Here is a 22096-nt window from a genome sequence, read left to right on the forward strand (position 1 = left end):
CACAAGGGGAGAAGGGAAACAAAAAGGGGCGGCCATTCGGCCGCCCCCTCTTAGCACGTCGGCCGGCAATTAGTGTGCGCCGTGGGCCATCGTCTCGGCGCCATGGCCCCAGACGTAGATGCAGATGAACAGGAACAGCCAGACCACGTCGACGAAGTGCCAGTACCAGGCGGCAAACTCGAAGCCGAGGTGCTGCTTCGGCGTGAAGTGGCCGGCATAGGCGCGGATCAGGCAGACCAGCAGGAAGATGGTGCCGACCAGCACGTGGAAACCGTGGAACCCGGTCGCCATGAAGAAGGTCGCGCCATAGACGTTGCCGCCGAACGAGAACGTCGCATGGGCGTACTCATAGGCCTGCACGCAGGTGAAGAGAGCGCCGAGGATCACGGTGAGGATCAGGCCCTGCTTGAGGCCCTGGCGGTCGTTCTCGAGCAGCGCATGGTGCGCCCAAGTGACCGTGGTGCCGGAGGTCAGGAGCAGCAGCGTGTTGAGCAGCGGCAGATGCCAGGGATCGAAGGTCTCGATGCCGTGCGGCGGCCAGGTACCGGGAACGGAGCAGGCGCCCATCGCCGTGCCGGCGCCGCAGCCGAACACCGCATCGCGGGTGGCATGCACCGCGTCAGCCGGGAACAGCGCCGCATTGAAGAAGGCCCAGAACCAGGCAACGAAGAACATCACCTCGGAGGCGATGAACAGGATCATGCCGTAGCGGTGGCTGATCTGCACCACGCGGGTGTGGTCGCCCTTGTACTGGGCTTCCTTGATCACGTCGCCCCACCAGCTCGCCATCGTGTAGAGCACGCCGATGGTGCCGACGCCGAACACGATCGGGGCGGCGGAGAACATGTGGTGCATCCAGCCGATCGCGCCGAACGCCATGATGAAGGCCGAGATCGAGCCGACCACCGGCCACGGGCTCGGGTCGACGAGATGATAGTCGTGATGCTTGACTTGCGCCTCAGCCATTGCCGTCTCTCCATTCGCGTGCCGCAAGGCACGTCTTAAATCTTAAATTCCAAAACTAGCCGCCCTTGCGCTGTTCCGCCTCGCCCGCCGCCACGGGCTTCGGCGCGGCGTCGCGCACGGGGAAGAAGGTGTAGGACAGGGTGATCGTCTTCAGCGTGTCGTTCTCGCTGTCCTTGGCCAGCGCCGGATCGACATAGAACACCACGGCCATCTCGCGCTTTTCGCCCGGCGCCATGGTCTGTTCGGTGAAGCAGAAGCAGTTGATCTTCTGGAAATAGGCGCCGACCGTCAGCGGCGCGACATTGTAGGACGCCTGGCCGGTGGTGGTGCGCGCCGACTGGTTGGTGACGGTGTAGTAGACCGTGACCACCTGGCCGATCTTGACGTCGATCGTGTTCTGCTCCGGCTCGAACTTCCAGGGCAGGCCCGGCGCGACGTTGGAATCGAAGCTGACCGAAATGGTCCGCGCGAGCGGCGCATCCGAAGGCACCGAGGTCGCGACCTGGGTGGTGCCGTTGAAGCCGGTGGTGCGGCAGAACCAGTTGTAGAACGGCACGGCGGCGTAGGACGCGCCGACCATCAGCACCACGACGAAGCCGCAGATCGAGGCAACCACGGCGTCGCGCGTCAGCGTGCGGCGCGTGACCTTGGCGCCCTCACCCTGCTGCGGTCCCTGGTTGGCCATCTCACTCACAGCGGCCGCACCAGCACGGCCGGCCCCTTGACGAGGGTGACGGCGAAGAACAGCACGACCAGGATGCCGAGCGCGAGCGCGATGGCGATCGAGCGCTGGCGGCGGCTCTTGAGCTGCGCCTCGGTGAGGACGATGCCTTCTGGTTCGCGTTTCTCGTCCATTGATATCCCATGCGCCCCCATCTCGCCCCCCGGCTCCCTATCCGATGAAGACAGGCGCAATCGCGCGGACCACGACCTCGGCGAGGAGGACGGCAAACAGCGCGAACAGATAGAGGATCGAGAAGGCAAACAGCCGGCGCGTGGCGCGGTTGGCAGCCGTACCCTCGCGGCGGCGATAGACTTCGATGGCCAGCCACAGCATGCCGGCGCCGAGCACCAGCGAGGTGACGCCGTAGATCGCGTCGAAATAGCCGAGCGGCCACGGCGCCATCGCGATCGCGACCAGCACGATGGTGTAGAGCAGAATCTGCAGCCGGGTCGCGTCGGGACCGGCGACGACCGGCAGCATCGGGATGCCGGCGCGGGCATAGTCGTCGCTGCGGAACAGCGCCAGCGCCCAGAAGTGCGGCGGAGTCCAGAAGAAGATGATCAGGAACAAGAGGATCGGCTCGACCGAGAGCGATCCGGTCGCGGCGGCCCAAGCCACCACCGGCGGCAAGGCACCGGCGGCGCCGCCGATCACGATGTTCTGCGCGGTCCAGCGCTTCAGCCACATCGTGTAGACCACGGCATAGAAGAAGATGGTGAAGGCAAGCAGCGCACCCGCCACCCAGTTGACCAGAATGCCGAGTGTCATCACCGAGAAGAAGGCGAGCGTGATGCCGAACGCGGCCGCCTCGGTCTGCGTGATGCGGCCGCGCGGAATCGGCCGGTTGGCGGTGCGCGTCATCAGCGCGTCGACGTCGCCCTCATAGGCCATGTTGAGCGCGCCGGAGGCGCCGGCGCCAACCGCGATGCACAGGATCGAGGTGAATACCAGCACCGGATGCACGTGCACCGGCGCGATCATCAGCCCGACCAGCGCGGTGAAGATCACCAGCGACATCACGCGCGGCTTCAACAGCGCGATGTAGTCGCCCACTTCGGCCTCGGAGATCCGGGGCAGCTCGATGGCGTTGTGATCGACAACCGACAAGATCAGGTCTCGCTTCTCTCAAAAGGCGCGGCGCACCCTTAAAGTGCGCCGCGTTGTCGTGGACTTACTGCACGCGGGGCAGCACTTCGAACTGGTGGAATGGCGGCGGCGAGGTCAGCGTCCACTCCAGCGTGGTCGCACCGGCGCCCCACGGATTGTTCGCGGCCTGCTCCTTGCGGACGAAGGCATCGATCACGCCGTAGATGAAGATCAGGACGCCGATGCCGGAGATGTACGAGCCCCAGGAGGAGATCAGGTTCCAGCCGGCGAACGCATCCGGATAGTCGACATAACGGCGCGGCATGCCCGACAGGCCGAGGAAGTGCTGCGGGAAGAACACCAGGTTGACGCCGACGAAGGTAAACCAGAAGTGCGCCTTGGCGATCCGCTCCGAGTACATGTAGCCGAACATCTTCGGGAACCAGTAGTACCAGCCGGCGAAGATGCCGAACACGGCGCCGAGCGACAGCACGTAGTGGAAGTGCGCCACCACGTAGTAGGTGTCCTGCAGCACGCGGTCGACGCCGGCATTGGCCAGCACGACGCCGGTGACGCCGCCGACGGTGAACAGGAAGATGAAGCCGATCGCCCAGATCATCGGCGCCTTGAACTCGATCGAGCCGCCCCACATCGTGGCGATCCACGAGAAGATCTTCACGCCGGTCGGCACCGCGATCACCATCGTGGCGGCGACGAAATAGGCCTGCGTCGCCGAGGACATGCCGACGGTGTACATGTGGTGCGCCCACACCACGAAGCCGATGCCGCCGATCGCCACCATGGCGTAGGCCATGCCGAGATAGCCGAACACGGGCTTGCGCGAGAAGGTGGAGACGATCTGGCTGATCATGCCGAAGGCGGGCAGGATCAGGATGTACACTTCGGGGTGACCGAAGAACCAGAACAGATGCTGGAACAGCACCGGGTCGCCGCCGCCGTCAGCCGCAAAGAAGGTGGTGCCGAAATTGCGGTCGGTCAGCAGCATGGTGATCGCACCGGCGAGCACCGGCAGCGACAGCAGCAGCAGGAACACGGTGACCAGGATCGACCACACGAACAGCGGCATCTTGTGCAGGGTCATGCCCGGCGCGCGCATGTTGAAGATCGTGGTGATGAAGTTGATGGCGCCGAGGATCGACGAGGCACCCGCGAGATGGAGCGAGAGAATCGCGAAATCGACCGCCGGTCCCGGATGGCCCGAGGTCGACAGTGGCGCATACATGGTCCAGCCCGCGCCGACGCCGTTGGCGCCCGGCTCACCCTCGACGAAGGTGGACATCACCAGCAGCGCGAACGAGGCCGGCAGCAGCCAGAACGAGATGTTGTTCATGCGCGGGAACGCCATGTCCGGCGCGCCGATCATCAGCGGCACCATCCAGTTGCCGAAGCCGCCGATCATCGCCGGCATGACCATGAAGAAGATCATGATCAGGCCGTGCGAGGTCACGAACACGTTATAGGTGTGCGTCTCGTGGAATATCTGGACGCCCGGATACATCAACTCGGCACGGATCGCGATCGACATCGCCGCGCCGATGATGCCCGCGATCACCGCAAAGATCAGGTACATCGTACCGATGTCCTTGTGGTTCGTGGAGTAGAGATAACGCCGCCATCCGGTCGGATGGTGGGCGTGATCGTCATGGGCGTGATCGTCGTGTGTCGCTGCGCCTGTCGCCATGTTCAAAATCCTGCCTTGCAGTCCCTCTTGGACCTTGCGGTCCCGTCGCCCTTATTCCATCCGCGCCGTAAGCCGTGAGGCTTACTGCGCCGCCTGACCAGCCGAGGCGTAGGAATTCGCCGGGTTGGTCGCAAACTTCTTCTTCGCGCCTTCGACCCAGGTCGCGAATTCCTGGTCGCTCACGACCCTGACCGCGATCGGCATGAAGGCATGGTCCTTGCCGCACAGTTCCGAGCACTGGCCGTAGAACACGCCGGTCTTGGTGGCCTTGAACCAGCTCTCGTTGAGGCGGCCGGGGATCGAGTCGATCTTCACGCCGAAGGCCGGCACCGCGAAGGAGTGGATCACGTCGGCGCCGGTGGTCTGGATCCGCACTACCTTGTTGACCGGGACCACCATCTCGTTGTCGACGCCGAGCAGGCGCGGCTGCTTGTCCTTGTCGAGCAGCGAGTCGAACTCGAACTTGCCGTTATCCGGATAGGCGTAGGACCAGTACCACTGCTTGCCGGTGACCTTCACCGTGAGATCCGGCTTCGGCACGTCGAGCTCCAGGAACAGCAGGCGGAACGACGGCACCGCGATGCCGACCAGGATCAGCACCGGGATCAGCGTCCAGGCCACCTCGATCAGCGTGTTGTGGGTGGTCCTGGAGGGGACCGGGTTGGCCCTGGCGTTGAACTTCACCACCACGATGATGAGCAACGCGAGCACGAACAGCGTGATCAGGGTGATCAGTACCAGCAGGAAATTGTGAAACCAGATGATGTTTTCCATCACCGGGGTCACGCCTTCCTGCAGCGTGTGCTCCCACGGCGCCGGCTGCCCCATTTCGGCGAAGGCCGATCCCGCGGCGACAGACGCCACACCCGCCACCGCCAACCCCAGCAATTGCCTGCCCAACCGGCCAATCGACATCTTCATGCCGCTCGCGCTCCCTTGCATTATTCCCCAAAGCACCCCCGGCATGTGGCCGAAAATGCAGCACGATCCGCCCTGACAAACGGCCTTCCGGACATACCCGTCTCTGAGTCAAGGTGGGTACGGGAGCCAGATCGCTAGAACGCGTCGAAATCCAGCCTCTCAAACCATAATTCTCCGGCGCTCGCAATGCAGTAGTGGGGCCGAAAGCCATGCGCCTGCGATGAAGCTGCCGCTTGCGATTTTTCCCGCAAAATCAAGCGAAAGCACTTGGACCAATTGTCCATGCCGCTTGACAGGGGGATTACCGGATGTACCCACAGACAGGGCAGCGCACAGGAACCTGATTCGCTGCGGGCTGCCCCAATCCGGCGCGAGAATGGCTTCACGATCGCCTTCAAGGCGCCGTCATTGCGGTATCAGTCGACGCCTGAGCATGATCCGGAAAAGTGGAAACCGGTTTTCCGAAAGATCATGCTCAAACAAGAAGATGAGATCATGATTCGCTTCCGGGAAGCGCATCGTGGCGCGCGTGCTACCGGCGGCCGGACGGCCGGACCGACCGAACATCTACCGAACATCTATAAGGATCGACCCGGATGGGCGCTTCGAACATTCGTTTGACGATGGCCAGCCGGCTCGGCGGCCTCGCGATTCTGGCCCTCTGCCTCGGCCTTTCTCTTGGCCTTTCTCTTGGCCTGACCCAGCCGGCGAACGCGCAAGGCGCGGTGCGCTCGGTCCACGGCGACTGGCAGATCCGCTGCGACACTCCGCCCGGCGCCCAGGCCGAGCAATGCGCGCTGATCCAGAGCGTGGTAGCGGAAGACCGCTCCAATGCCGGCCTGACCGTGATCGTGCTGAAGACCGCCGACCAGAAGAGCCGCCTGATGCGCGTGGTCGCGCCGCTCGGCGTGCTGCTGCCCTCCGGCCTCGGCCTCAAGCTCGACAATCAGGACGTCGGCCGCGCCGGTTTCGTCAGATGCCTGCCCAATGGCTGCGTCGCCGAGGTCGTGATGGACGACAAGCTGCTCGGCCAGCTCAAGAACGCCAAGACCGCGACCTTCATCATCTTCGAGACGCCCGAGGAAGGGATTGGCTTTCCGCTCAGCCTGAATGGCCTGGCGGAGGGGTATGACAAATTGCCCTAGCGGCGCCGAGCGGCACAGGAAAGCGTAGCCCGGATGGAGCGCAGCGCAATCCGGGGCCGCCATCATCGCGGATTGACCAGTCCCGGATTGCGCTGCGCTTCATCCGGGCTACGCCATCTCAACGGACGCCGGCGTAATAGTCGAACAACGCGATCGCCTCCGTGGACAGCCAGTCCGCCTCACCCGTCATGTAGCCTTCGACCTGCCCGGTGATGCCGATCAAAAATGAGATCGGCATGCCGTAGAGCGCGAACGGCGTATCGACCTCGGCGGCGTCGACGCGCGAGACGAGACCACCGGGATCGAAGCCGATCGCGAGGTGGCGCAGCTTGAGCTGCTTGACGTAGGGCGCGACCGGCGCGCGGTTGCGATCGGTGCTGATAGCGACGACCACGAGATCGCGACGGCCGCTGGCGGCAAGGCGGTCCAGCATCGGCAGCTCGGTCCGGCACGCCGCGCACCAGGTGGCCCAGAAGTTCACCAGCACCATCTTGCCTTTGAACGCCGTGAGATCGAGCGCGCCGCCGGCGAGCGCCGGGATCGCGACCGGCGGCACCGGGCGGGCGCCTTCGACCTGCGTGAACTGATGCCGGATGGTGCCGAATTGCGGCGGTCCCGACGCTGCGCGCGCAGCTCCGGTGGGCATTGCGAGCGAGGCGCCGGCGCCAATCATGCCGGCAACGACCGCGCGGCGCGTCGGTGCGTGAGCTGACGTCATGACAAGTTCTCCGCTTGGCTTGATGGCCACATCGCTCAGGACCGGATGTAGGACCAGCCGGCTTCCTGCAATTCGATGATGCGCCCGGGCCCGTTCGGCACCAGGTCGACATGATCGAGCAGCACCAGCGGATGTCCCTCGGCGCGCTCCATGCCGAGCTTGGTGGCTTCGCAGACAACCAAGCGGATGTCGGGCGTGAGCCCCCGCACCACCCGCAGCAGATCCTTCACCGGCGAGGTATCGGCGCGCAGCATGTGGACGCCAGCATTGTAGGCGACGACCTCGATCTCGAACGGCTCGTTGCGCTCCCGATAATATTTCGGGACGTTGAGCGCGGTCGAGATCAGCGCCCGCATCGTGGTCGGGTCGTCGCTGTTGATCGGCAGCACAACGTGGTGCACGCGCGGCTCGGGCTTCTTCGGCTCGGGCTTCGAGACCGCCGCGACCGAACCGGTGAGCAGCATTGTCGCGGCGAACGGCACCGCGAAGGCCAGCACCAGCCCGGTCACGACCGTCAGCGTGCGGCGAGAGATGCGCATCGCGCTCGCCTCACGGCGCGCTCGCGAGCAGGGCGAACTGGCTACGCTTGGCGTAGGCGACGATCACACTCAATGTCAGCAGCACGAGGGCGGGCACCGGCGAGCCGCCGATCACGAACAGATGCGTGATGGTGGCGCCGACCATGATGCAGCTCAGCAGCACGCCGCCGAACGCCGCGACCGGGGGCAGCAGGATCAGGACCGCGCCGAGCAGCTCCAGCGATCCGGTGAAATAGCGGAACCACTGACCGAGCCCAATATGCTCGAATTCCTCGACCAGCATAGGCACACCGTAGAGCTTGGCGGCGCCAGCGGCGGCAAAGGCCAAAGCGAGCAGTCCCCTGACGACCCAGAGGCTGACGGATTTCCAGCGCGACGGCGCCGCGGCAACTGCAACTGACATTGATGACTCCCGAGTTGTTCGTAAGGCCGGACCGCGGCCACCCGACCGATCGGCGGCTGGCCCGCGGCTTTCGGTGGTCTAAATTCGGGAGTAAGATGAAAAGAACAAGTAGGATGCTTTTTGTGAGGTAGTATGAAAAAACTGACTATTGAGCCCGCCGAGCCTCCGGTGGCGTCCGAGCCGTGCAACGGCGACCTGTCCGCGCAATTTCATCGCGCGCTGTCGGTGCTGGCCGGGAAATGGAAGGGCGACATCCTCTGGCAATTGGTCGAGCGCAAGCGGCGATTCGGCGAGCTGCGCCAGTCGATCCCCGGCGTAACCCAGCACATGCTGACCACGCAGCTGCGCGATCTCGAGGCCAACGGTCTCGTCAAGCGCACGGTCTATCCCGAGGTGCCGCCTCGGGTTGAGTACGAGATGACGCCGTCCGCCAAGGCGCTCAAGCCGGTGTTCGACGAGCTGTACCGGTGGGCGCAGGAGCATGGCTTTCCGACCTCGGCACAAGGCACCGCGCAGCCGAAGCCGCAATCGGCCGATGCAGCCGAGCGCGAAAGCCAGCCGCGGAAGGCGGATCGGCGCTCAAGGTGATGACGACAAGGTGACGAGCCCGACGGGGCACTGTGATCGACCGCATAGCCGCAGGCACTCCCGGTTTGCCACCCCAACCACTATCTTTGATGATCGCCGTCCGGGCCTGAACCGGGACCGGTACAGGTTTCCGGGTTGTAAGATGAGTTTTCCGCTCGTCTCTGCTTCAATCCCCCGAAATCCTTGGCTTCCGGGTTCCCCACTGGCAATCAGTTGCGCTTCAGGCAAGGATGACGAGGAATCGCCAAGCAATCGCATTGCGTCGGAGTGACCATGACCAATCCCGCCACGACCTCCCTGCTCGACCGCGCCAATCTAGACCGCGATGCTGTCCGCCGCGAGGTGTCCCGCGGCCTTGAAGGCGCCGACGACGGCGAGCTGTTCCTGGAGTTCGGGCAGACCGAGGCGCTGGTGTTCGACAACGGAAGGCTGAAGCAGGCGACCTATGACACCTCGCAGGGCTTCGGCCTGCGCGCGGTCAAGGACGACGCGGTCGGCTATGCGCATTCCTCCGACGTCTCGATCCCGGCGCTGATCCGCGCCGCGGATGCGGTCGCGGCCGTGCGCGGCGGCTATGCCGGCACTTTCGCCGCGGCGCCCGCCCACACCAACATCAAGCTCTATGGCGACGAGAACCCGCTGGACGGCCCGGCGTTCGAGGCCAAGGTCAAGCTGCTCGGCGAGATCGACGCCTATGTCAGGGACAAGGACCCGCGGGTGCGTCAGGTCTCGGCCAGCCTCACCGCGACCTGGCAGGTGGTCGAGATCCTGCGGCCCGACGGCGAGAGCTATCGCGACATCCGCCCGCTGGTGCGCGTCAACATCTCCGTCGTCGCCGGCCAGGGCGACCGCCAGGAGAGCGGCAGCAAGGGCTATGGCGGCCGCGAGGGCTATGCCCGCTTCATCGAGACCAAGGCCTGGCGCGACGCCGCCGACGGCGCGCTGCGCGAGGCGCTGGTCAATCTCGAATCGGTGCCGGCGCCCGCCGGCGAGATGGACGTGGTGCTCGGCGCCGGCTGGCCCGGCGTGATGCTGCATGAGGCCGTCGGCCACGGGCTCGAGGGCGACTTCAACCGCAAGCAGACCTCCGCCTTTGCCGGCCTGATGGGCCAGCAGGTCGCCGCCAAGGGCGTCACCGTGGTCGACGATGGCACCATGGCCTCGCGCCGCGGCTCGCTCTCGATCGACGACGAGGGCACGCCGACCAACCGCACCGTGCTGATCGAGGACGGCATTCTGGTCGGCTACATGCAGGACCGCCAGAACGCCCGGCTGATGGGCATGAAGCCGACCGGCAACGGTCGTCGGCAGAGCTATGCCCATGTGCCGATGCCGCGCATGACCAACACCTACATGCTGTCGGGCGACCGCGACCCGGCCGAGATCATCGCCTCGGTGAAGAACGGCATGTACGCCGCCAATTTCGGCGGCGGCCAGGTCGACATCACCTCGGGCAAATACGTGTTCCAGTGCACCGAGGCCTACAAGATCGAGAACGGCAAGCTCGGCGCGCCGCTGAAGGGCGCCATGCTGATCGGCAACGGACCGACCGATCTCCACAGGATCACCATGATCGGCAACGATCTTGCGCTGGATACGGGAATCGGCACCTGCGGCAAGAACGGCCAGGGCGTGCCGGTCGGCGTTGGCCAACCGACGCTCAGGATGGAACGGATTACGGTCGGAGGAACGGGCTAGTGAGCAGCGGAAACGAAGTCGTGACGGCCAAGCCGACCAGCTGGCGCGGGCAGGCCGTGCAACTGGCCGCGATCGTGGCCGTCGTGTTCCTCGCCAAGGGCGCGATCGCCGAGCCGTTCTACGTGCCGTCGGGATCGATGGAGCCGACGCTGCTGATCGGCGACGCGCTGGTCGCCTCGAAATATCCCTATGGCTACGGCGCGGCCTCGCTGCCGATCCAGATCACGCTGCCTGAAACCGGCCGCGTGTTCGGCGAGACGCCGAAGCGCGGCGACGTCGTCGTGTTCCGCTGGCCGGGCGACCGCTCGCAGGCCTGGGTCAAGCGCGTGGTCGGGCTGCCCGGCGACCGCATCCAGATGCGGCAGGGTCAGCTCTTCATCAACGATCATGCGGCGACGCTGAAGCCCGACGGCACCGGCTTCGCCGAAGACGATCGCGGCGGCGGCGAGGAGGCGTATCGCTATATCGAGGCGCTGCCGAACGGCGTCAACCACGCGATCTTCAAGATTCGCGACAACGGCCGGCTCGACAACACCCAAGAGGTGACGGTGCCGCCGGGCAAACTGTTCGTGCTCGGCGACAACCGGGACAATTCCGCCGATAGCCGCGTGCCGGTGCGCGACGGCGGCGTCGGCCTCTTGCCGATCGACAATCTGATCGGCCGCGCCGACGCCGTGGTCGGCTCCTGGGACCTCGGCATCCGCAGCCAGCCGGTCTGGACCTGGCTCTCAGGCTTCCGCCTCGCGCGCTTCTTCACCTCGGTGCAGTAGACGCGTAGCCCGGATGGAGCGCTGCGCAATCCGGGATCTCCCACTCGGCAAGATGTCCCGGATTTCGCTTCGCTCCATCCGGGCTACATTCCTTGCGGGATGATAGTCGTGACCTTCGACGACATCAGGCACATCGCGCTGGCGTGGCCGGAGGTCGAGGACGGCTCTTCCTACGGCACGCCGGCGCTGAAGGTGCGCAACAAGATGCTGGTGCGGCTCAAGGAGGACGGCGACAGCCTGGTGATGCCGGGCGTCCCGCCGGATGAGCGCGACATGCTGGTCGAGCATCAGCCCAAAGTGTTTTACTTCACCGATCACTACCGCGATTATCCGACCGTGCTGATCCGCCTGTCCAAGGCCAAACGCGCCACCGTCGAGCCGTTGCTGCGCCGGCACTGGCGCGCGCTGGCATCGAAGAAGGCGGTCCGGGACTACGACGCGACCGCCTCGTCGTGACGCAGGACGAATTCCTCGCAGCCACGCTGCGCAATCCGGCCAATCAAGCCATCACCGACGAGTTGTACCGCCTCGGCTTGCCCGATGCGTGGCTGGTCGCCGGCTGCCTGGTGCAGACCGTGTGGAACGTGCTGACCAGCCGGCCGCTCGATCATGGCATCAGCGACCACGACATCTTCTATTTCGATCCCGATACCTCATGGGAGGCCGAGGACGCGGTGATCCGCGAACTCAAGGCACGACTTGGCCATCTCGGTGTCGCGATCGAGGTGCGCAACCAGGCCCGCGTCCATCTCTGGTATCCCGACAAGCACGGCCTGCCCTACCCGGCGCTGTCGCGTTCGACCGACGGCGTCGATCGCTTCCTCACCGAAAACACGCAGATCGGCATCCGCCGCACCACGCGCGGCTATGACGTCTATGCGCCGAACGGTTTCGACGATGTCGCCGGCATGATCGTGCGGCCGAACCGGACCGCGAACTTTTCGCCGGCGAACTATGCGACGAAGGCGGCGCGCTGGAAGGCGCTCTGGCCCGAGATCACGGTGCTGGGGGCGGAGTAGCCCGTCGTCGCGTAGCCCGGATGAAGCGCAGCGAAATCCGGGGCAGGCCCATCCACGGTGAGCGCGGTCCCGGATTACGCTTCGCTCCATCCGGGCTACGGATTCACCGCACCACGCCCGACGTGAACCCCGCCTTGCGGCGCGGCGGCTTGATCTCTTTCTTCAGGAAGCAATGCGCGTCGCGGCCGGCATAGCCGGGCCGGGCGTAAGTCCATGCGCGGCACTTGTTGTCGGCGGTGCAGGCGGCCTGACAGGCCTCGTCGCCGTCGCTGCTCTTCAGTTCGAAATTCTTGTAGTCGCCGCCGAGCCGGTCGATCGAGGTTTCGATGGCGCCGTTGCGCGGTTCGACCACACCCGCGCCGCGCACCCCGGAGACGCAGCAGACGTTCTGCACCCGTGGCGGCACGGTGCTCTTCAGCCAGCACACCGCCCCATTATTGGCGTCGGTCGGATAGTTGAAGCTCCAGGCGCGGCAACGGCGGTCACGCTCGCAGGTCAGCGCGCAATCGGCCGGATCGCCCGTCGTCACCGGCGCGTTGAGATAGTCGCCGCCGGGGCGGTCGAAATTGGTCTGCGCCAATGCCGGGCGCGCGACGACCGCGGCCGCAAGGACCGCAAACATCACCACACACGCCCTAAAGTGGCGGCCTATCCCCATGAGATTGCTTTCAAATTCGCGCAGCCCCGCGCGTTTAGCGGGGCGTCATTTGAACGCCATGAACCTGTACGGCGGATGAACGGCGGGTGCGACACCACCGCCGTTCGCGCGCGCCTCACGCCCGGATCGGATCCAAGCGGGGATTAGAAGGCGTATTCCTGATAGGCCGGTTCCACCGAGCCGTTCCAGGGACCGTTGAACTTCTCCAGCATCTCCTCCGCCGGCGAACGGCCGGCCTCGATGATACGCTCGAGCGGTTCGAGGAAGCGGCTCTCGTCGCGTCCGAGATGATCGATCCGGCCGCGCCGCCGCAATCCGGCATGCGACAGGATCAGGCACTCCTTGGCGATCTCGAACAGATAGCGGTCCTTGATCCGCGACTTGAAGCCGAAACGCGGCACGTCGTCACGCAGGGCCTGCCGCTCCGGCGCGGTCCAGTGGCGGACGATGTCCCAGGCGGCATCGAGGCTGTCATTGTCGTAGAGCAGCCCGACCCAGAACGCCGGCAGCGCCGGCAGCCGGCCCCACGGTACGCCGTCGGCGCCGCGCATTTCGAGGTAACGCTTCAACCGCACCTCGGGGAAGATCGTCGAGAGATGATTGGCCCAGTCCGACAAGGTCGGGCGCTCGCCCGGGAAGGCGGCATTCTTGCCGGCGAAGAAATCCCGGAACGAGGAGCCGGAGACGTCGATATATTCCTCGCCGCGCTTGACGAAATACATCGGAACGTCGAGCGCGTAATCGACATAGCGCTCGAAGCCCATGCCGTCCTCGAACGCGAACGGCACCATGCCGCTGCGCGCATTGTCGGTGTCACGCCAGATCTCGGAACGGAACGACAGGAAGCCGTTGGGCTTGCCTTCGGTGAACGGCGAATTGGCGAACAAGGCGGTCGCGATCGGCTGCAGCGCCAGCGACACCCGCAGCTTCTTCACCATGTCGGCTTCGGAGGAGAAGTCGAGATTGGTCTGTACCGTGCAGGTCCGGAACATCATGTCGAGGCCGTATTTGCCGACCTTCGGCATGTAGTTTCGCATGATCTTGTAACGCCCCTTGGGCATCACGGGGATCTGCGCGCGCGACCAGGACGGCGTCATGCCGAGGCCGAGGAAGCCGATGCCGAGCGGGGTTGCGATCTCCCGCACCTGTGCCAGATGCGCCATCAATTCCGACTGGGTCTGATGCACGGTTTCGACCGGCGCGCCCGACAATTCGAACTGCCCGCCCGGCTCGAGCGAGATCGCGCCGCCGCCGGTGACGTCATAGAGGCCGATGATGTTGCCGCGCTCCATGATCGGCTCCCAGCCGAGCAAGAGCTTCATGCCCTCGAGCAGCGCGCCGATGCCCTTGGCGCCTTCATAGGGCACGGGCTGATGGCCCTCGAGCGTGAACGGAGTCTTCTCGTGCTCGGTGCCGATCCGGAATTCGGACTCAGGCTTCACTCCGGCTTCAAGCCACGCCACGAGTTCGTCGCGCGACTGCAGCGGCGTCATGTCGATCTGGTCACGCGCCATAGATAATCCAACTCAAGGGCGCTTCGATCGAAGGCGCGCGGTGGCAGGGACATCCGCGCGCCACTACGGCTGCGGATGATGGAATCAGCAATATCATCGGGCAGGCACACCGTCTCGCGCGGGCGCAGCCTTGCTATCAGCCTTGGTCTCGTTCTTGACGTCGCCCTTGGCGTCGCCGCAGGCGCAGCCGAGCCGGTCGAGCAGACCGCACAGCCTGGTCGCGTCGGCGTCGGACAATTTGGAGCCGACATGCTTGTCGATCGCGGCGGAATAGGCGTTCCACATCTTCTTCTGCAGCTCGCGTCCAGCGTCGGTGATCTCGACGAACTGGCCGCGCTTGTCGATCTTGCATTCGCGCCGGGCGGCGAGCCCCTCGTCGACCAGCTTGTCGATCAGCCGCGAGGTCGAATATTGCGGGATCAGCATCTGGCGCTCGAGCTCGACCGGGCGCAGCTCGCCCGACGGTGCGCGCGACAGCTCGAGCAAGGCGTCATACCAGGCGAGCGGCGGAAAACCGGCCTTCTTCAAATCCTGCTCGACGCAGTCCAGCACCCGGCTCGGCACCCGCATCAGACGGATCCAGGCGGCCGTCGCCTCGCTCGATAGCTTGCGTTTCATGGTCTAGCTCATAGGGTCCCGGCACCGACTGTACCGCACTGAATGCATCTGCATCAATCTTGACTATTTCATGCAGGCGCATGTAGGCAATCCCTCTCCGGACGCCAAGAACAAGGGAAGGAATACCCCTATGAAGCTTTATTACACCCCCGGTGCCTGCTCCCTCTCCCCCCATATCGCCCTGCTCGAGGCCGGGCTGCCCTACGACCTGGTCAAGGTCGATCTCCGCGCCAAGAAGCTCGAAAACGGCGACGATTTCCTCCAGGTGAACCCCAAGGGCCAGGTGCCGGCGCTGGCGCTGGATACCGGCGAGATGGTCACCGAGGGGCCGATCATCATCCAGATGATCGCCGACAAGGCCGCCGATAAGAAGCTGGCGCCGGCGCGGGACTCCAACGAGCGCTACAAGCTGCTCGAATGGCTGAACTACACCACGACCGAGCTGCACAAGAATCTCGGCCCGATGTTCTCGCCCGTGCTCGCCGACGACGCCAAGGCCTTCTTCAAGGACCGCGCCATGGGCAAGTTCAAATATGTCGAGAGCCAGCTCGCCGGACGCGACTATTTGATGGGCAACCAGTTCACGGTCGCCGACGGCTACCTCTTCACCATGATCATGTGGGCGCAGGATCGGCTCGGCTTCGACTTCTCCGGCCTGCCGAACGTGACCGCCTACAAGGCCCGCGTCGCGGCGCGCCCGAAGGTGCAGGAGGCGCTGAAGAAGGAAGGCCTGCTCAAGGCGGCCTGAGCTCGCTCACAGCGACCGCGATAGAGCCGGGTCGGCCGATCCGGCTCTTTTTTGTTGTGGGTTCGCCGATCCTCTCTCTCGACACCGGAGGCGGAACGTCTCAATTTAACCTGCATTAAAGCGATTAATACTAAGTCGGTGTAGTTCCGGCTGAGGGCGTGGCCGTCCTTGTTCGAGCGATCCAACTGACCGACTATGACCTGCGGCGCGCCCTCCGCTCCAACTGGTCTAAAAATGTGACGATCGCCTTTACCCTTTTATTGACCAGCACCCTGGTTGGGCTGGCAACCAGTTTGTACTTTCGGGTTTGGACATTGATGCTGGAGTCGCCGCTGGTCGCGGTGCTCGCGGCGATCGTGCTCCAATCCGACGGCTTTTCCTTTGCCACCGGCGCGCCGGTCGTCGTCGCCTGTCTTGCCTTCAACCAGTTCGCCTATCTCGCCGGCGCCTGGCTCTCGCCGGAGACTGACGGCTCAATGGCGGAAGAAATTGACGGCCTGCCAGACCGTCGCGGCGAGCACAATATCCGCGGCCAGAACGAGTAGCGCGAGGCCGGCCCATGACGGGCCTTTGCCCCGCAGACGCAGCGGCTTCCACCGCCGCGACGGCGGCAACGAAGGCAACGGATCCTTCGCCACGACCTCCGCGGCATTTTCCCCGAGCGCAGAACTCATCGCACGACACCCTCACGCTGATCGTCGCCCCGGCGATCGACGAGCAAGAGTGATGCCAGCAGCGTGGTGCCAGTGGGGAACGAGCGTGGCGGGACTTTGACGCGCATGACCGTCGCACAACAGGATCAAGTCGGATCGATGACCGGCTTGATCCTGCGCGAGTTCGCTTCAGAAGTTTACGCCGCCTGCTTCTTCGGCGGGAAGCGGCCGTAGAAGGTTTCGCCCTTGGCGGCCATCTCCTCGAGCAGCTTCGGCGGCGTGAAGCGCGAGCCGTACTTCTTCTCGAAGCTGTGGCAGAGTGCGACGAAGTTCCTGGTGCCCATGAAGTCGATGTAGGACAGCGCACCGCCGGTGAAGGGCGCGAAGCCGAAGCCGAGGATCGAGCCGACATCGGCCTCGCGCACGTCGGTGATGACGTGATCCTCGACGGTGCGCGCGGCCTCCACCGCCTGCACCACCAGGAAGCGCTGCTTCAATTCCTCGACGCTGAGCGTGTCGGGATCGAGCTGCTTCGGCTGCAGATTGGCGAGCCCCGGCCACAGGCTCTTCTGGCCCTTGCCCTTCTCGGGATAGTCGTAGAAGCCCTTGCCGTTCTTGCGGCCGAAGCGGCCCTGCTTCTCGACCATCTCGACCATCAGCTTCTTCTGCGCCTGGTCGATCGCGTTGGGGCCGAGATCGGCCTCGGTCGCCTTGGTGATCTTCAGGCCGAGATCGAGCGCGACCTCGTCCTGCAGCGACAGCGGCCCGACCGGCATGCCGGCCATCTTGGCGGTGTTCTCGATCATCGCCGGCGGCACGCCCTCGAGCAGCATCTCGTTGCCCTCGGAGATGTAACGCATCACGCAACGGTTGGCGAAGAAACCCCTCGAGTCGTTCACCACGATGGGCGTCTTGCCGATCGCGCGCACATAGTCGAGTGCGGTCGCCAGCGCGACGTCGCCGGTGTTCTTGCCGAGGATGATCTCGACCAGCATCATCTTCTCGACCGGCGAGAAGAAGTGGATGCCGATGAACTTGCCCTGGTCCTTGAACTCCTCGGCCAGCGAATTGATCGGCAGCGTCGAGGTGTTGGAGGCGAAGATCGCGCCCGGCTTCAACAGCGGCTGGGCCTTGGCATAGGTATCCGCCTTGACCTTGCGATCCTCGAACACCGCCTCGATGACGAGGTCGCAGTCCGAGATCACGTTGTAGTCTGATGTGGCCGAGATCCGCGCCAGGATGGCATCGGCCGCGTCCTGCTTCATCCGTCCCTTGGCGATCAGGCCGTCGACCACGGTCTTGGCGTGGCCCTTGCCCTTGTCGGCGCTTTCCTGGTCGCGATCGACCAGCACGACGTCGATGCCGGCCTGCGCCGAGACATAGCCGACACTGGCGCCCATGAAGCCGGCGCCGATCACGGCGAGCTTCTTGACCTTGGTCGGCGGCACGCCCGCCGGGCGGCGGGCGCCCTTGTTCAGTTCCTGCATCGACAGGAACAGCGACCGGATCATCGCCGCCGCTTCCTTCGAGCGCAGCACCTTGGTGAAGTAGCGCGACTCGACCCGCAGCGCGGCGTCGATCGGAAGCTGCAGGCCCTCATAGACGCAGCTCATGATGGCGCGCGCGGCCGGATAATTGTCGTAGGTCTCGCGGCGATAGATCGCGTTGCCGGCCGGGAACATCTGCATGCCCATCTTGGAGAAGACGGGGCCGCCGGGCAGCTTGAAGCCCTTCTCGTCCCACGGCGCGACCGCCTTGCCGCCGCCCTTGATCCAGTCCTTCGCGGCCTTGATCAGGTCGGCTGCCGGCACCACCGCGTGAATCAGGTTGAGTGCCTTGGCGCGGGTGAGATTGACCGCCTCACCCTTGAGCAGCAATTGCATCGCGTCCGCCGGCTGCACAAGACGCGGCACGCGCTGGGTGCCGCCGGCGCCGGGGAACAGGCCGACCTTGATCTCGGGCAGGCCGAGCCGGGTCTTCGGGTTCTCGGCCGCGACGCGGTAGTGGCAGGCCAGCGTGATCTCGAAGCCGCCGCCGAGCGCAAGGCCGTTGATCGCGGCGACCCACGGCTTGCCCGAGGTCTCGATCGCGCGGAACGACTGCGACATCTGGCGGCTCTGCTCGAACAGCATCTGGTTCGCGGCTTCCTCGCCCTTCTCCTTGAAAAGCTGCGCGTAAGAGTGGTTCATGCCCTCGAGCATCGAGAGGTCGGCGCCGGCGCAGAACGCCTCCTTCGCCGAGGTGATCACGACACCCTTGATCGCAGGATCGCTGGTCGTCTGCTTGATGATCTCGCCGATCTCCTGGGTCGAGATCTCGTCGAACACGTTCATCGAACGATCAGGGATGTCCCAGGTGACGAGCGCAATGCCGTCGGCGTCGACGTCGAACTTGAAATTCTTGTAAGCCATGTTGCTCGCTCCCCTCGCCTCAGACGCGCTCGATAATGGTGGCGGTGCCCATGCCGCCGCCGATGCACAGCGTCACGAGCGCGGTTTCCTTGTTGGTGCGCTCGAGCTCGTCGAGCACGGTGCCGAGGATCATCGCGCCGGTCGCCCCTAACGGATGGCCGAGCGCGATCGCGCCGCCATTGACGTTGATCTTGGCGTTGTCGATGTCGAACGCCTGGATGTAGCGCAGCACCACCGAGGCGAAGGCCTCGTTGAGCTCGAACAGGTCGATGTCCGACTTCTTCATGCCGGAGCGCTCGAACAGCTTTTCGGTGACGTCGACCGGGCCGGTCAGCATCATCGCGGGCTCCGAGCCGATATTGGCGAATGCGCGGATCTTCGCCCGCGGCTTCAACTCGTGCTTGGCGCCCGCCTCCTTGCTGCCGAGCAGCACGGCGCCGGCGCCGTCGACGATGCCGGAGGAATTACCGGCGTGATGCACGTAATTGACCTTCTCGACCTCGGGATGCGACTGGATCGCCACCGCGTCGAAGCCGGCCATCGCCGCCATCGCCGCGAAGGACGGCTGCAGCTGCGCCAGCGACTGCATCGTCGTGGTCGGGCGCATGTGCTCGTCCTTGGCGAGGATGGTCAGGCCGTTGACGTCCTTGACCGGCACCACCGACTTGCCGAAGCGGCCCTCGTCCCAGGCCTTGGCCGCGCGCTGCTGGCTCTGCACCGCGTAAGCGTCGACGTCGTCACGCGAGAAACCGTATTTGGTCGCGATCAGATCGGCCGAGATGCCCTGCGGCATGAAATAGGCCGGCACCGCCATCGAGGGATCCATCGGCCAGGCGCCGCCGGAGGCGCCGATGCCGACGCGGCTCATCGATTCCGCGCCGCCACCGATCACGAGCTCATGCTGGCCGCTCATGATCTGGGCTGCGGCGAAGTTCACGGCATCGAGGCCGGAGGCGCAGAAGCGGCTGATCTGCACGCCCGGCACCTTCTCGCCGAGGCCGGCGTTCAGCGCCGCGAAACGGGCGATGTCCGAGCCGGCCTCGCCGACCGGGTCGACCACGCCGAGCACGACGTCGTCGACGGAATCCTCGGGAAGACTGTTGCGCTCCTTGAGCGACTTCAGCGGCACCGTGGCGAGCGCCAGCGCGGTGACCTCGTGCAGTGCGCCGTCGGCCTTGCCGCGGCCGCGCGGGGTACGAACGTGATCGTAGATGTATGCCTCAGGCATGACGCCTCCTTGATATGAGGATCATAATATATACGGAAGGACACGCCGCCGCAGCAGTGCGGCGGCAATTTTTCAAGGCTTTCTTGTTTGACGCGTTTTCTTCACGCGAACCGGTCTCCACTTCGCTGGAAAACGCTTCAGAACGCTTCCGCGGCCAATTCCATCGTGGTGGCGCTGCCGCTCTGGATCCGGGCCAGATGCACGGCGGTCTCCGGCAGCAACTTCTCCATGAAGAAGCGGCCGGTCACGAGCTTGGTGTTGAGGTACGGCGTGGTGCTGGCGGCGGCCTTGTCCTGCGCCACCTTGGCCATCTTCGCCCACATGTAGCCGAGCGCGACGAGGCCGAACAATTTCATGTAGTCGGTCGCCGCGGCGCCGGCATTGTCGGGCTTGGCCAGCGCGTTCTGCATCAGCCAGCCGGTGGCCTGCTGCAGATGGCCGAGCGCGGTGGAGAGCGGGGTGATGAACGGCTTCATAGCCTCGTCGGCACCATGCTCCTTGGCGAAAGCGCCGACCTCGCCGAAGAACGCCATTGCGGCACGGCCGCCGTCGCGCGGCAGCTTGCGGCCGACCAGGTCGAGCGCCTGGATGCCGTTGGCGCCTTCATAGATCATCGCGATGCGCGCATCGCGCACGAACTGCTCCATGCCGTGCTCGGCGATGTAGCCGTGGCCGCCGAACATCTGCTGCGCCGAGACCGTGTTGGCGAACCCGGTGTCGGTTAGGACGCCCTTCAGCACCGGCGTCATCAGGCCCATGTGATCGTCGGCAGCCTGGCGATCCCCAGCGTCGTTGGAGCGGTGCGCGACGTCGCTCTTCAGCGCGGTCCACACCACCATGGCGCGCGCTGCCTCGTTGAAGGCGCGGATGGTGAGCAGCGTGCGGCGCACGTCGGGATGCACGATGATCGGATCGGCCGGCTTCTCGGGTTCCTTCACGCCGGTCAGCGAGCGGCCCTGCAGGCGCTCGCGGGCATAGGCGACCGCGTTCTGATAGGCGACCTCGGACTGCGCGAGGCCCTGCACGGCGACGCCGAGGCGAGCCTCGTTCATCATCACGAACATGCCCTGCATGCCCTTGTTCTCTTCGCCGATCAGCCAGCCGGTGGCGTTGTCGTAGTTCATCACACAGGTGGAATTGCCGTGGATGCCCATCTTGTGCTCGATCGAACCGCAGCTGACGCCGTTGCGAGCCCCGAGCGAGCCGTCGGCATTGACCAGCACCTTCGGCACCACGAACAGCGAGACGCCCTTGATGCCGGCCGGCGCGCCTTCGATGCGCGCCAGCACCAGATGGATGATGTTCTCAGTGAGGTCGTGCTCGCCGGCGGAGATGAATATCTTGGTGCCCGTGATCTTGAAGCTGCCGTCGGCCTGGCGCACCGCCTTGGTGCGGAGCAGGCCGAGATCGGTGCCGCACTGCGGCTCGGTCAGGTTCATGGTGCCGGTCCACTGGCCGGCGACCATCTTCGGCACATAGGTCTGCTTCTGCTCGGGGGTGCCGTGCACCAGGAGCGCCGCGGTCGCGCCCATGGTCAGCCCGCCATACATCGAGAACGCCATGTTGGCGGAGATCTGGAATTCGTTGACCGCCTGCGAGAGCGTCACCGGCAGGCCCTGGCCGCCGAATTCCGTCGGCGCCGAGAGGCCGAGCCAGCCGCCTTCGGCGACCTGCTTGAAGGCTTCCTTGAAGCCCTTCGGCGTGGCGACGCTGCCGTCGTCATTGCGCTTGCAGCCTTCGAGATCGCCTGTGCGATTGAGCGGCTGCAGCACCTCTTCGCTGAGCTTGGCGGCCTCGCCGAGGATCGCCTCGCGTACATCGGCCGAGGCATCGGTGAAGCCGGGAAGATTGCCGTAGCGGTCGATCTGGAAAACGTCGTTGAGCAGGAAGCTGACGTCTTCGACGGGGGCTTTGTAGGTTGGCATGCTGGTCTCCCGGCTGGCACGTGGCCGCATATGCGACGACGCTGCGCAGCGTGTCCTTGGGT

24 protein-coding genes are annotated in these 22096 nt (G+C 65.0%); 9 read left to right on the forward strand and 15 right to left on the reverse strand.

The annotated features are described in order from the left end of the window. Positions 1–69: 69 nt before the first annotated feature. The 6 genes from ACZBJS_RS31880 to coxB all read right to left on the reverse strand — a co-directional run bounded on the left by ACZBJS_RS31880 (position 70) and on the right by coxB (position 5399). The gene (locus tag ACZBJS_RS31880) at positions 70–966 is read right to left on the reverse strand and encodes a cytochrome c oxidase subunit 3 (RefSeq protein ID WP_057016083.1); all 897 of its coding nucleotides are present in this window, start codon (positions 964–966) and stop codon (positions 70–72) included. 55 nt (positions 967–1021) lie between these two features. Beyond that, positions 1022–1651 (reverse strand): cytochrome c oxidase assembly protein, encoded by a 630-nt coding sequence (locus ACZBJS_RS31885; RefSeq protein ID WP_057016082.1) that lies wholly within the window; start codon positions 1649–1651, stop codon positions 1022–1024. A 5-nt stretch (positions 1652–1656) separates the two neighbouring features. Continuing rightward, complete coding sequence (locus ACZBJS_RS31890) at positions 1657–1821, reverse strand: hypothetical protein (RefSeq protein ID WP_028334632.1); 165 nt, start codon at positions 1819–1821, stop codon at positions 1657–1659. Positions 1822–1858: 37 nt separating this feature from the next. Beyond that, positions 1859–2797, reverse strand: a complete 939-nt coding sequence (locus tag ACZBJS_RS31895) for a heme o synthase (protein ID WP_316398145.1) — start codon at positions 2795–2797, stop codon at positions 1859–1861. Between the two features lie 64 nt (positions 2798–2861). Next, a complete protein-coding gene (gene ctaD / locus ACZBJS_RS31900; RefSeq protein WP_057016079.1) occupies positions 2862–4478 on the reverse strand; it encodes a cytochrome c oxidase subunit I in 1617 nt (538 codons plus the stop codon). Between the two features lie 81 nt (positions 4479–4559). Next, a complete protein-coding gene (coxB, locus tag ACZBJS_RS31905; RefSeq protein WP_026191935.1) occupies positions 4560–5399 on the reverse strand; it encodes a cytochrome c oxidase subunit II in 840 nt (279 codons plus the stop codon). A 282-nt stretch (positions 5400–5681) separates the two neighbouring features. Between coxB and ACZBJS_RS31910 the strand changes: the two genes are divergently transcribed. Continuing rightward, entirely contained in the window at positions 5682–6020 is a 339-nt protein-coding gene (locus tag ACZBJS_RS31910; RefSeq protein WP_316398146.1) for a hypothetical protein, read from the forward strand. Continuing rightward, positions 5996–6544, forward strand: a complete 549-nt coding sequence (locus tag ACZBJS_RS31915; protein WP_076832351.1) for an invasion associated locus B family protein — start codon at positions 5996–5998, stop codon at positions 6542–6544. Before ACZBJS_RS31910 ends, ACZBJS_RS31915 begins: the two co-directional genes overlap by 25 nt. Positions 6545–6662: 118 nt before the next feature. Here ACZBJS_RS31915 and ACZBJS_RS31920 read toward each other — a convergent pair whose 3' ends face one another. Genes ACZBJS_RS31920 through ACZBJS_RS31930 form a run of 3 tightly spaced genes read right to left on the reverse strand, consistent with a single transcriptional unit; the run spans position 6663 to position 8204 of the window. Continuing rightward, a complete protein-coding gene (locus ACZBJS_RS31920; RefSeq protein ID WP_210262973.1) occupies positions 6663–7262 on the reverse strand; it encodes a TlpA family protein disulfide reductase in 600 nt (199 codons plus the stop codon). 35 nt (positions 7263–7297) lie between these two features. Continuing rightward, positions 7298–7801: a DsrE family protein gene (locus ACZBJS_RS31925; RefSeq protein WP_316398147.1), complete on the reverse strand. Its 504-nt coding sequence runs from the start codon at positions 7799–7801 to the stop codon at positions 7298–7300. Between the two features lie 10 nt (positions 7802–7811). Further along, positions 7812–8204 carry a DoxX family protein gene (locus ACZBJS_RS31930; protein ID WP_057016074.1) on the reverse strand — a complete coding sequence of 131 codons (393 nt, stop codon included), beginning with the start codon at positions 8202–8204 and terminating at the stop codon, positions 7812–7814. 132 nt (positions 8205–8336) lie between these two features. On the opposite strand from ACZBJS_RS31930, the gene ACZBJS_RS31935 reads away from it, so the two are divergent. From ACZBJS_RS31935 to ACZBJS_RS31955, 5 genes are all read left to right on the forward strand, one after another. Further along, complete coding sequence (locus ACZBJS_RS31935; RefSeq protein ID WP_083715159.1) at positions 8337–8792, forward strand: winged helix-turn-helix transcriptional regulator; 456 nt, start codon at positions 8337–8339, stop codon at positions 8790–8792. Between the two features lie 273 nt (positions 8793–9065). Beyond that, complete coding sequence (gene tldD / locus ACZBJS_RS31940) at positions 9066–10490, forward strand: metalloprotease TldD (protein ID WP_028334625.1); 1425 nt, start codon at positions 9066–9068, stop codon at positions 10488–10490. Next, on the forward strand, positions 10490–11260 hold the full coding sequence (lepB, locus tag ACZBJS_RS31945; RefSeq protein ID WP_316398148.1) for a signal peptidase I: 771 nt from the start codon (positions 10490–10492) through the stop codon (positions 11258–11260). Before tldD ends, lepB begins: the two co-directional genes overlap by 1 nt. 108 nt (positions 11261–11368) lie before the next feature. Then, entirely contained in the window at positions 11369–11716 is a 348-nt protein-coding gene (locus ACZBJS_RS31950) for an MmcQ/YjbR family DNA-binding protein (protein WP_316398149.1), read from the forward strand. Then, positions 11713–12279, forward strand: a complete 567-nt coding sequence (locus ACZBJS_RS31955) for a nucleotidyltransferase family protein (protein WP_316398150.1) — start codon at positions 11713–11715, stop codon at positions 12277–12279. The genes ACZBJS_RS31950 and ACZBJS_RS31955 overlap by 4 nt, the downstream gene beginning before the upstream one ends. Before the next feature lie 103 nt (positions 12280–12382). Here ACZBJS_RS31955 and ACZBJS_RS31960 read toward each other — a convergent pair whose 3' ends face one another. From ACZBJS_RS31960 to ACZBJS_RS31970, 3 genes are all read right to left on the reverse strand, one after another. After that, a complete protein-coding gene (locus tag ACZBJS_RS31960) occupies positions 12383–12937 on the reverse strand; it encodes a PAN domain-containing protein (RefSeq protein ID WP_076832364.1) in 555 nt (184 codons plus the stop codon). A 143-nt stretch (positions 12938–13080) separates the two neighbouring features. Then, a complete protein-coding gene (locus ACZBJS_RS31965) occupies positions 13081–14451 on the reverse strand; it encodes a glutamate--cysteine ligase (RefSeq protein WP_057016069.1) in 1371 nt (456 codons plus the stop codon). Positions 14452–14544: 93 nt separating this feature from the next. Next, positions 14545–15069 (reverse strand): MarR family winged helix-turn-helix transcriptional regulator, encoded by a 525-nt coding sequence (locus ACZBJS_RS31970; protein WP_057016068.1) that lies wholly within the window; start codon positions 15067–15069, stop codon positions 14545–14547. Positions 15070–15199: 130 nt separating this feature from the next. Between ACZBJS_RS31970 and gstA the strand changes: the two genes are divergently transcribed. Beyond that, positions 15200–15817 carry a glutathione transferase GstA gene (gene gstA, locus ACZBJS_RS31975; protein WP_057016067.1) on the forward strand — a complete coding sequence of 206 codons (618 nt, stop codon included), beginning with the start codon at positions 15200–15202 and terminating at the stop codon, positions 15815–15817. Positions 15818–15975: 158 nt separating this feature from the next. Further along, a complete protein-coding gene (locus ACZBJS_RS31980) occupies positions 15976–16362 on the forward strand; it encodes a hypothetical protein (RefSeq protein WP_245311319.1) in 387 nt (128 codons plus the stop codon). Between the two features lie 305 nt (positions 16363–16667). Here ACZBJS_RS31980 and ACZBJS_RS31985 read toward each other — a convergent pair whose 3' ends face one another. The 3 genes from ACZBJS_RS31985 to ACZBJS_RS31995 form a co-directional block, all read right to left on the reverse strand. Next, positions 16668–18881, reverse strand: coding sequence for a 3-hydroxyacyl-CoA dehydrogenase NAD-binding domain-containing protein (locus tag ACZBJS_RS31985; RefSeq protein WP_316398151.1), 2214 nt, complete (start codon positions 18879–18881; stop codon positions 16668–16670). Between the two features lie 19 nt (positions 18882–18900). Next, complete coding sequence (locus tag ACZBJS_RS31990; protein WP_463439729.1) at positions 18901–20109, reverse strand: acetyl-CoA C-acetyltransferase; 1209 nt, start codon at positions 20107–20109, stop codon at positions 18901–18903. 137 nt (positions 20110–20246) lie between these two features. After that, entirely contained in the window at positions 20247–22034 is a 1788-nt protein-coding gene (locus ACZBJS_RS31995; RefSeq protein WP_316398152.1) for an acyl-CoA dehydrogenase C-terminal domain-containing protein, read from the reverse strand. Positions 22035–22096 lie beyond the last annotated feature (62 nt).

The sequence above is a fragment of the Bradyrhizobium sp. KZN70725 genome (genome assembly GCF_055264925.1).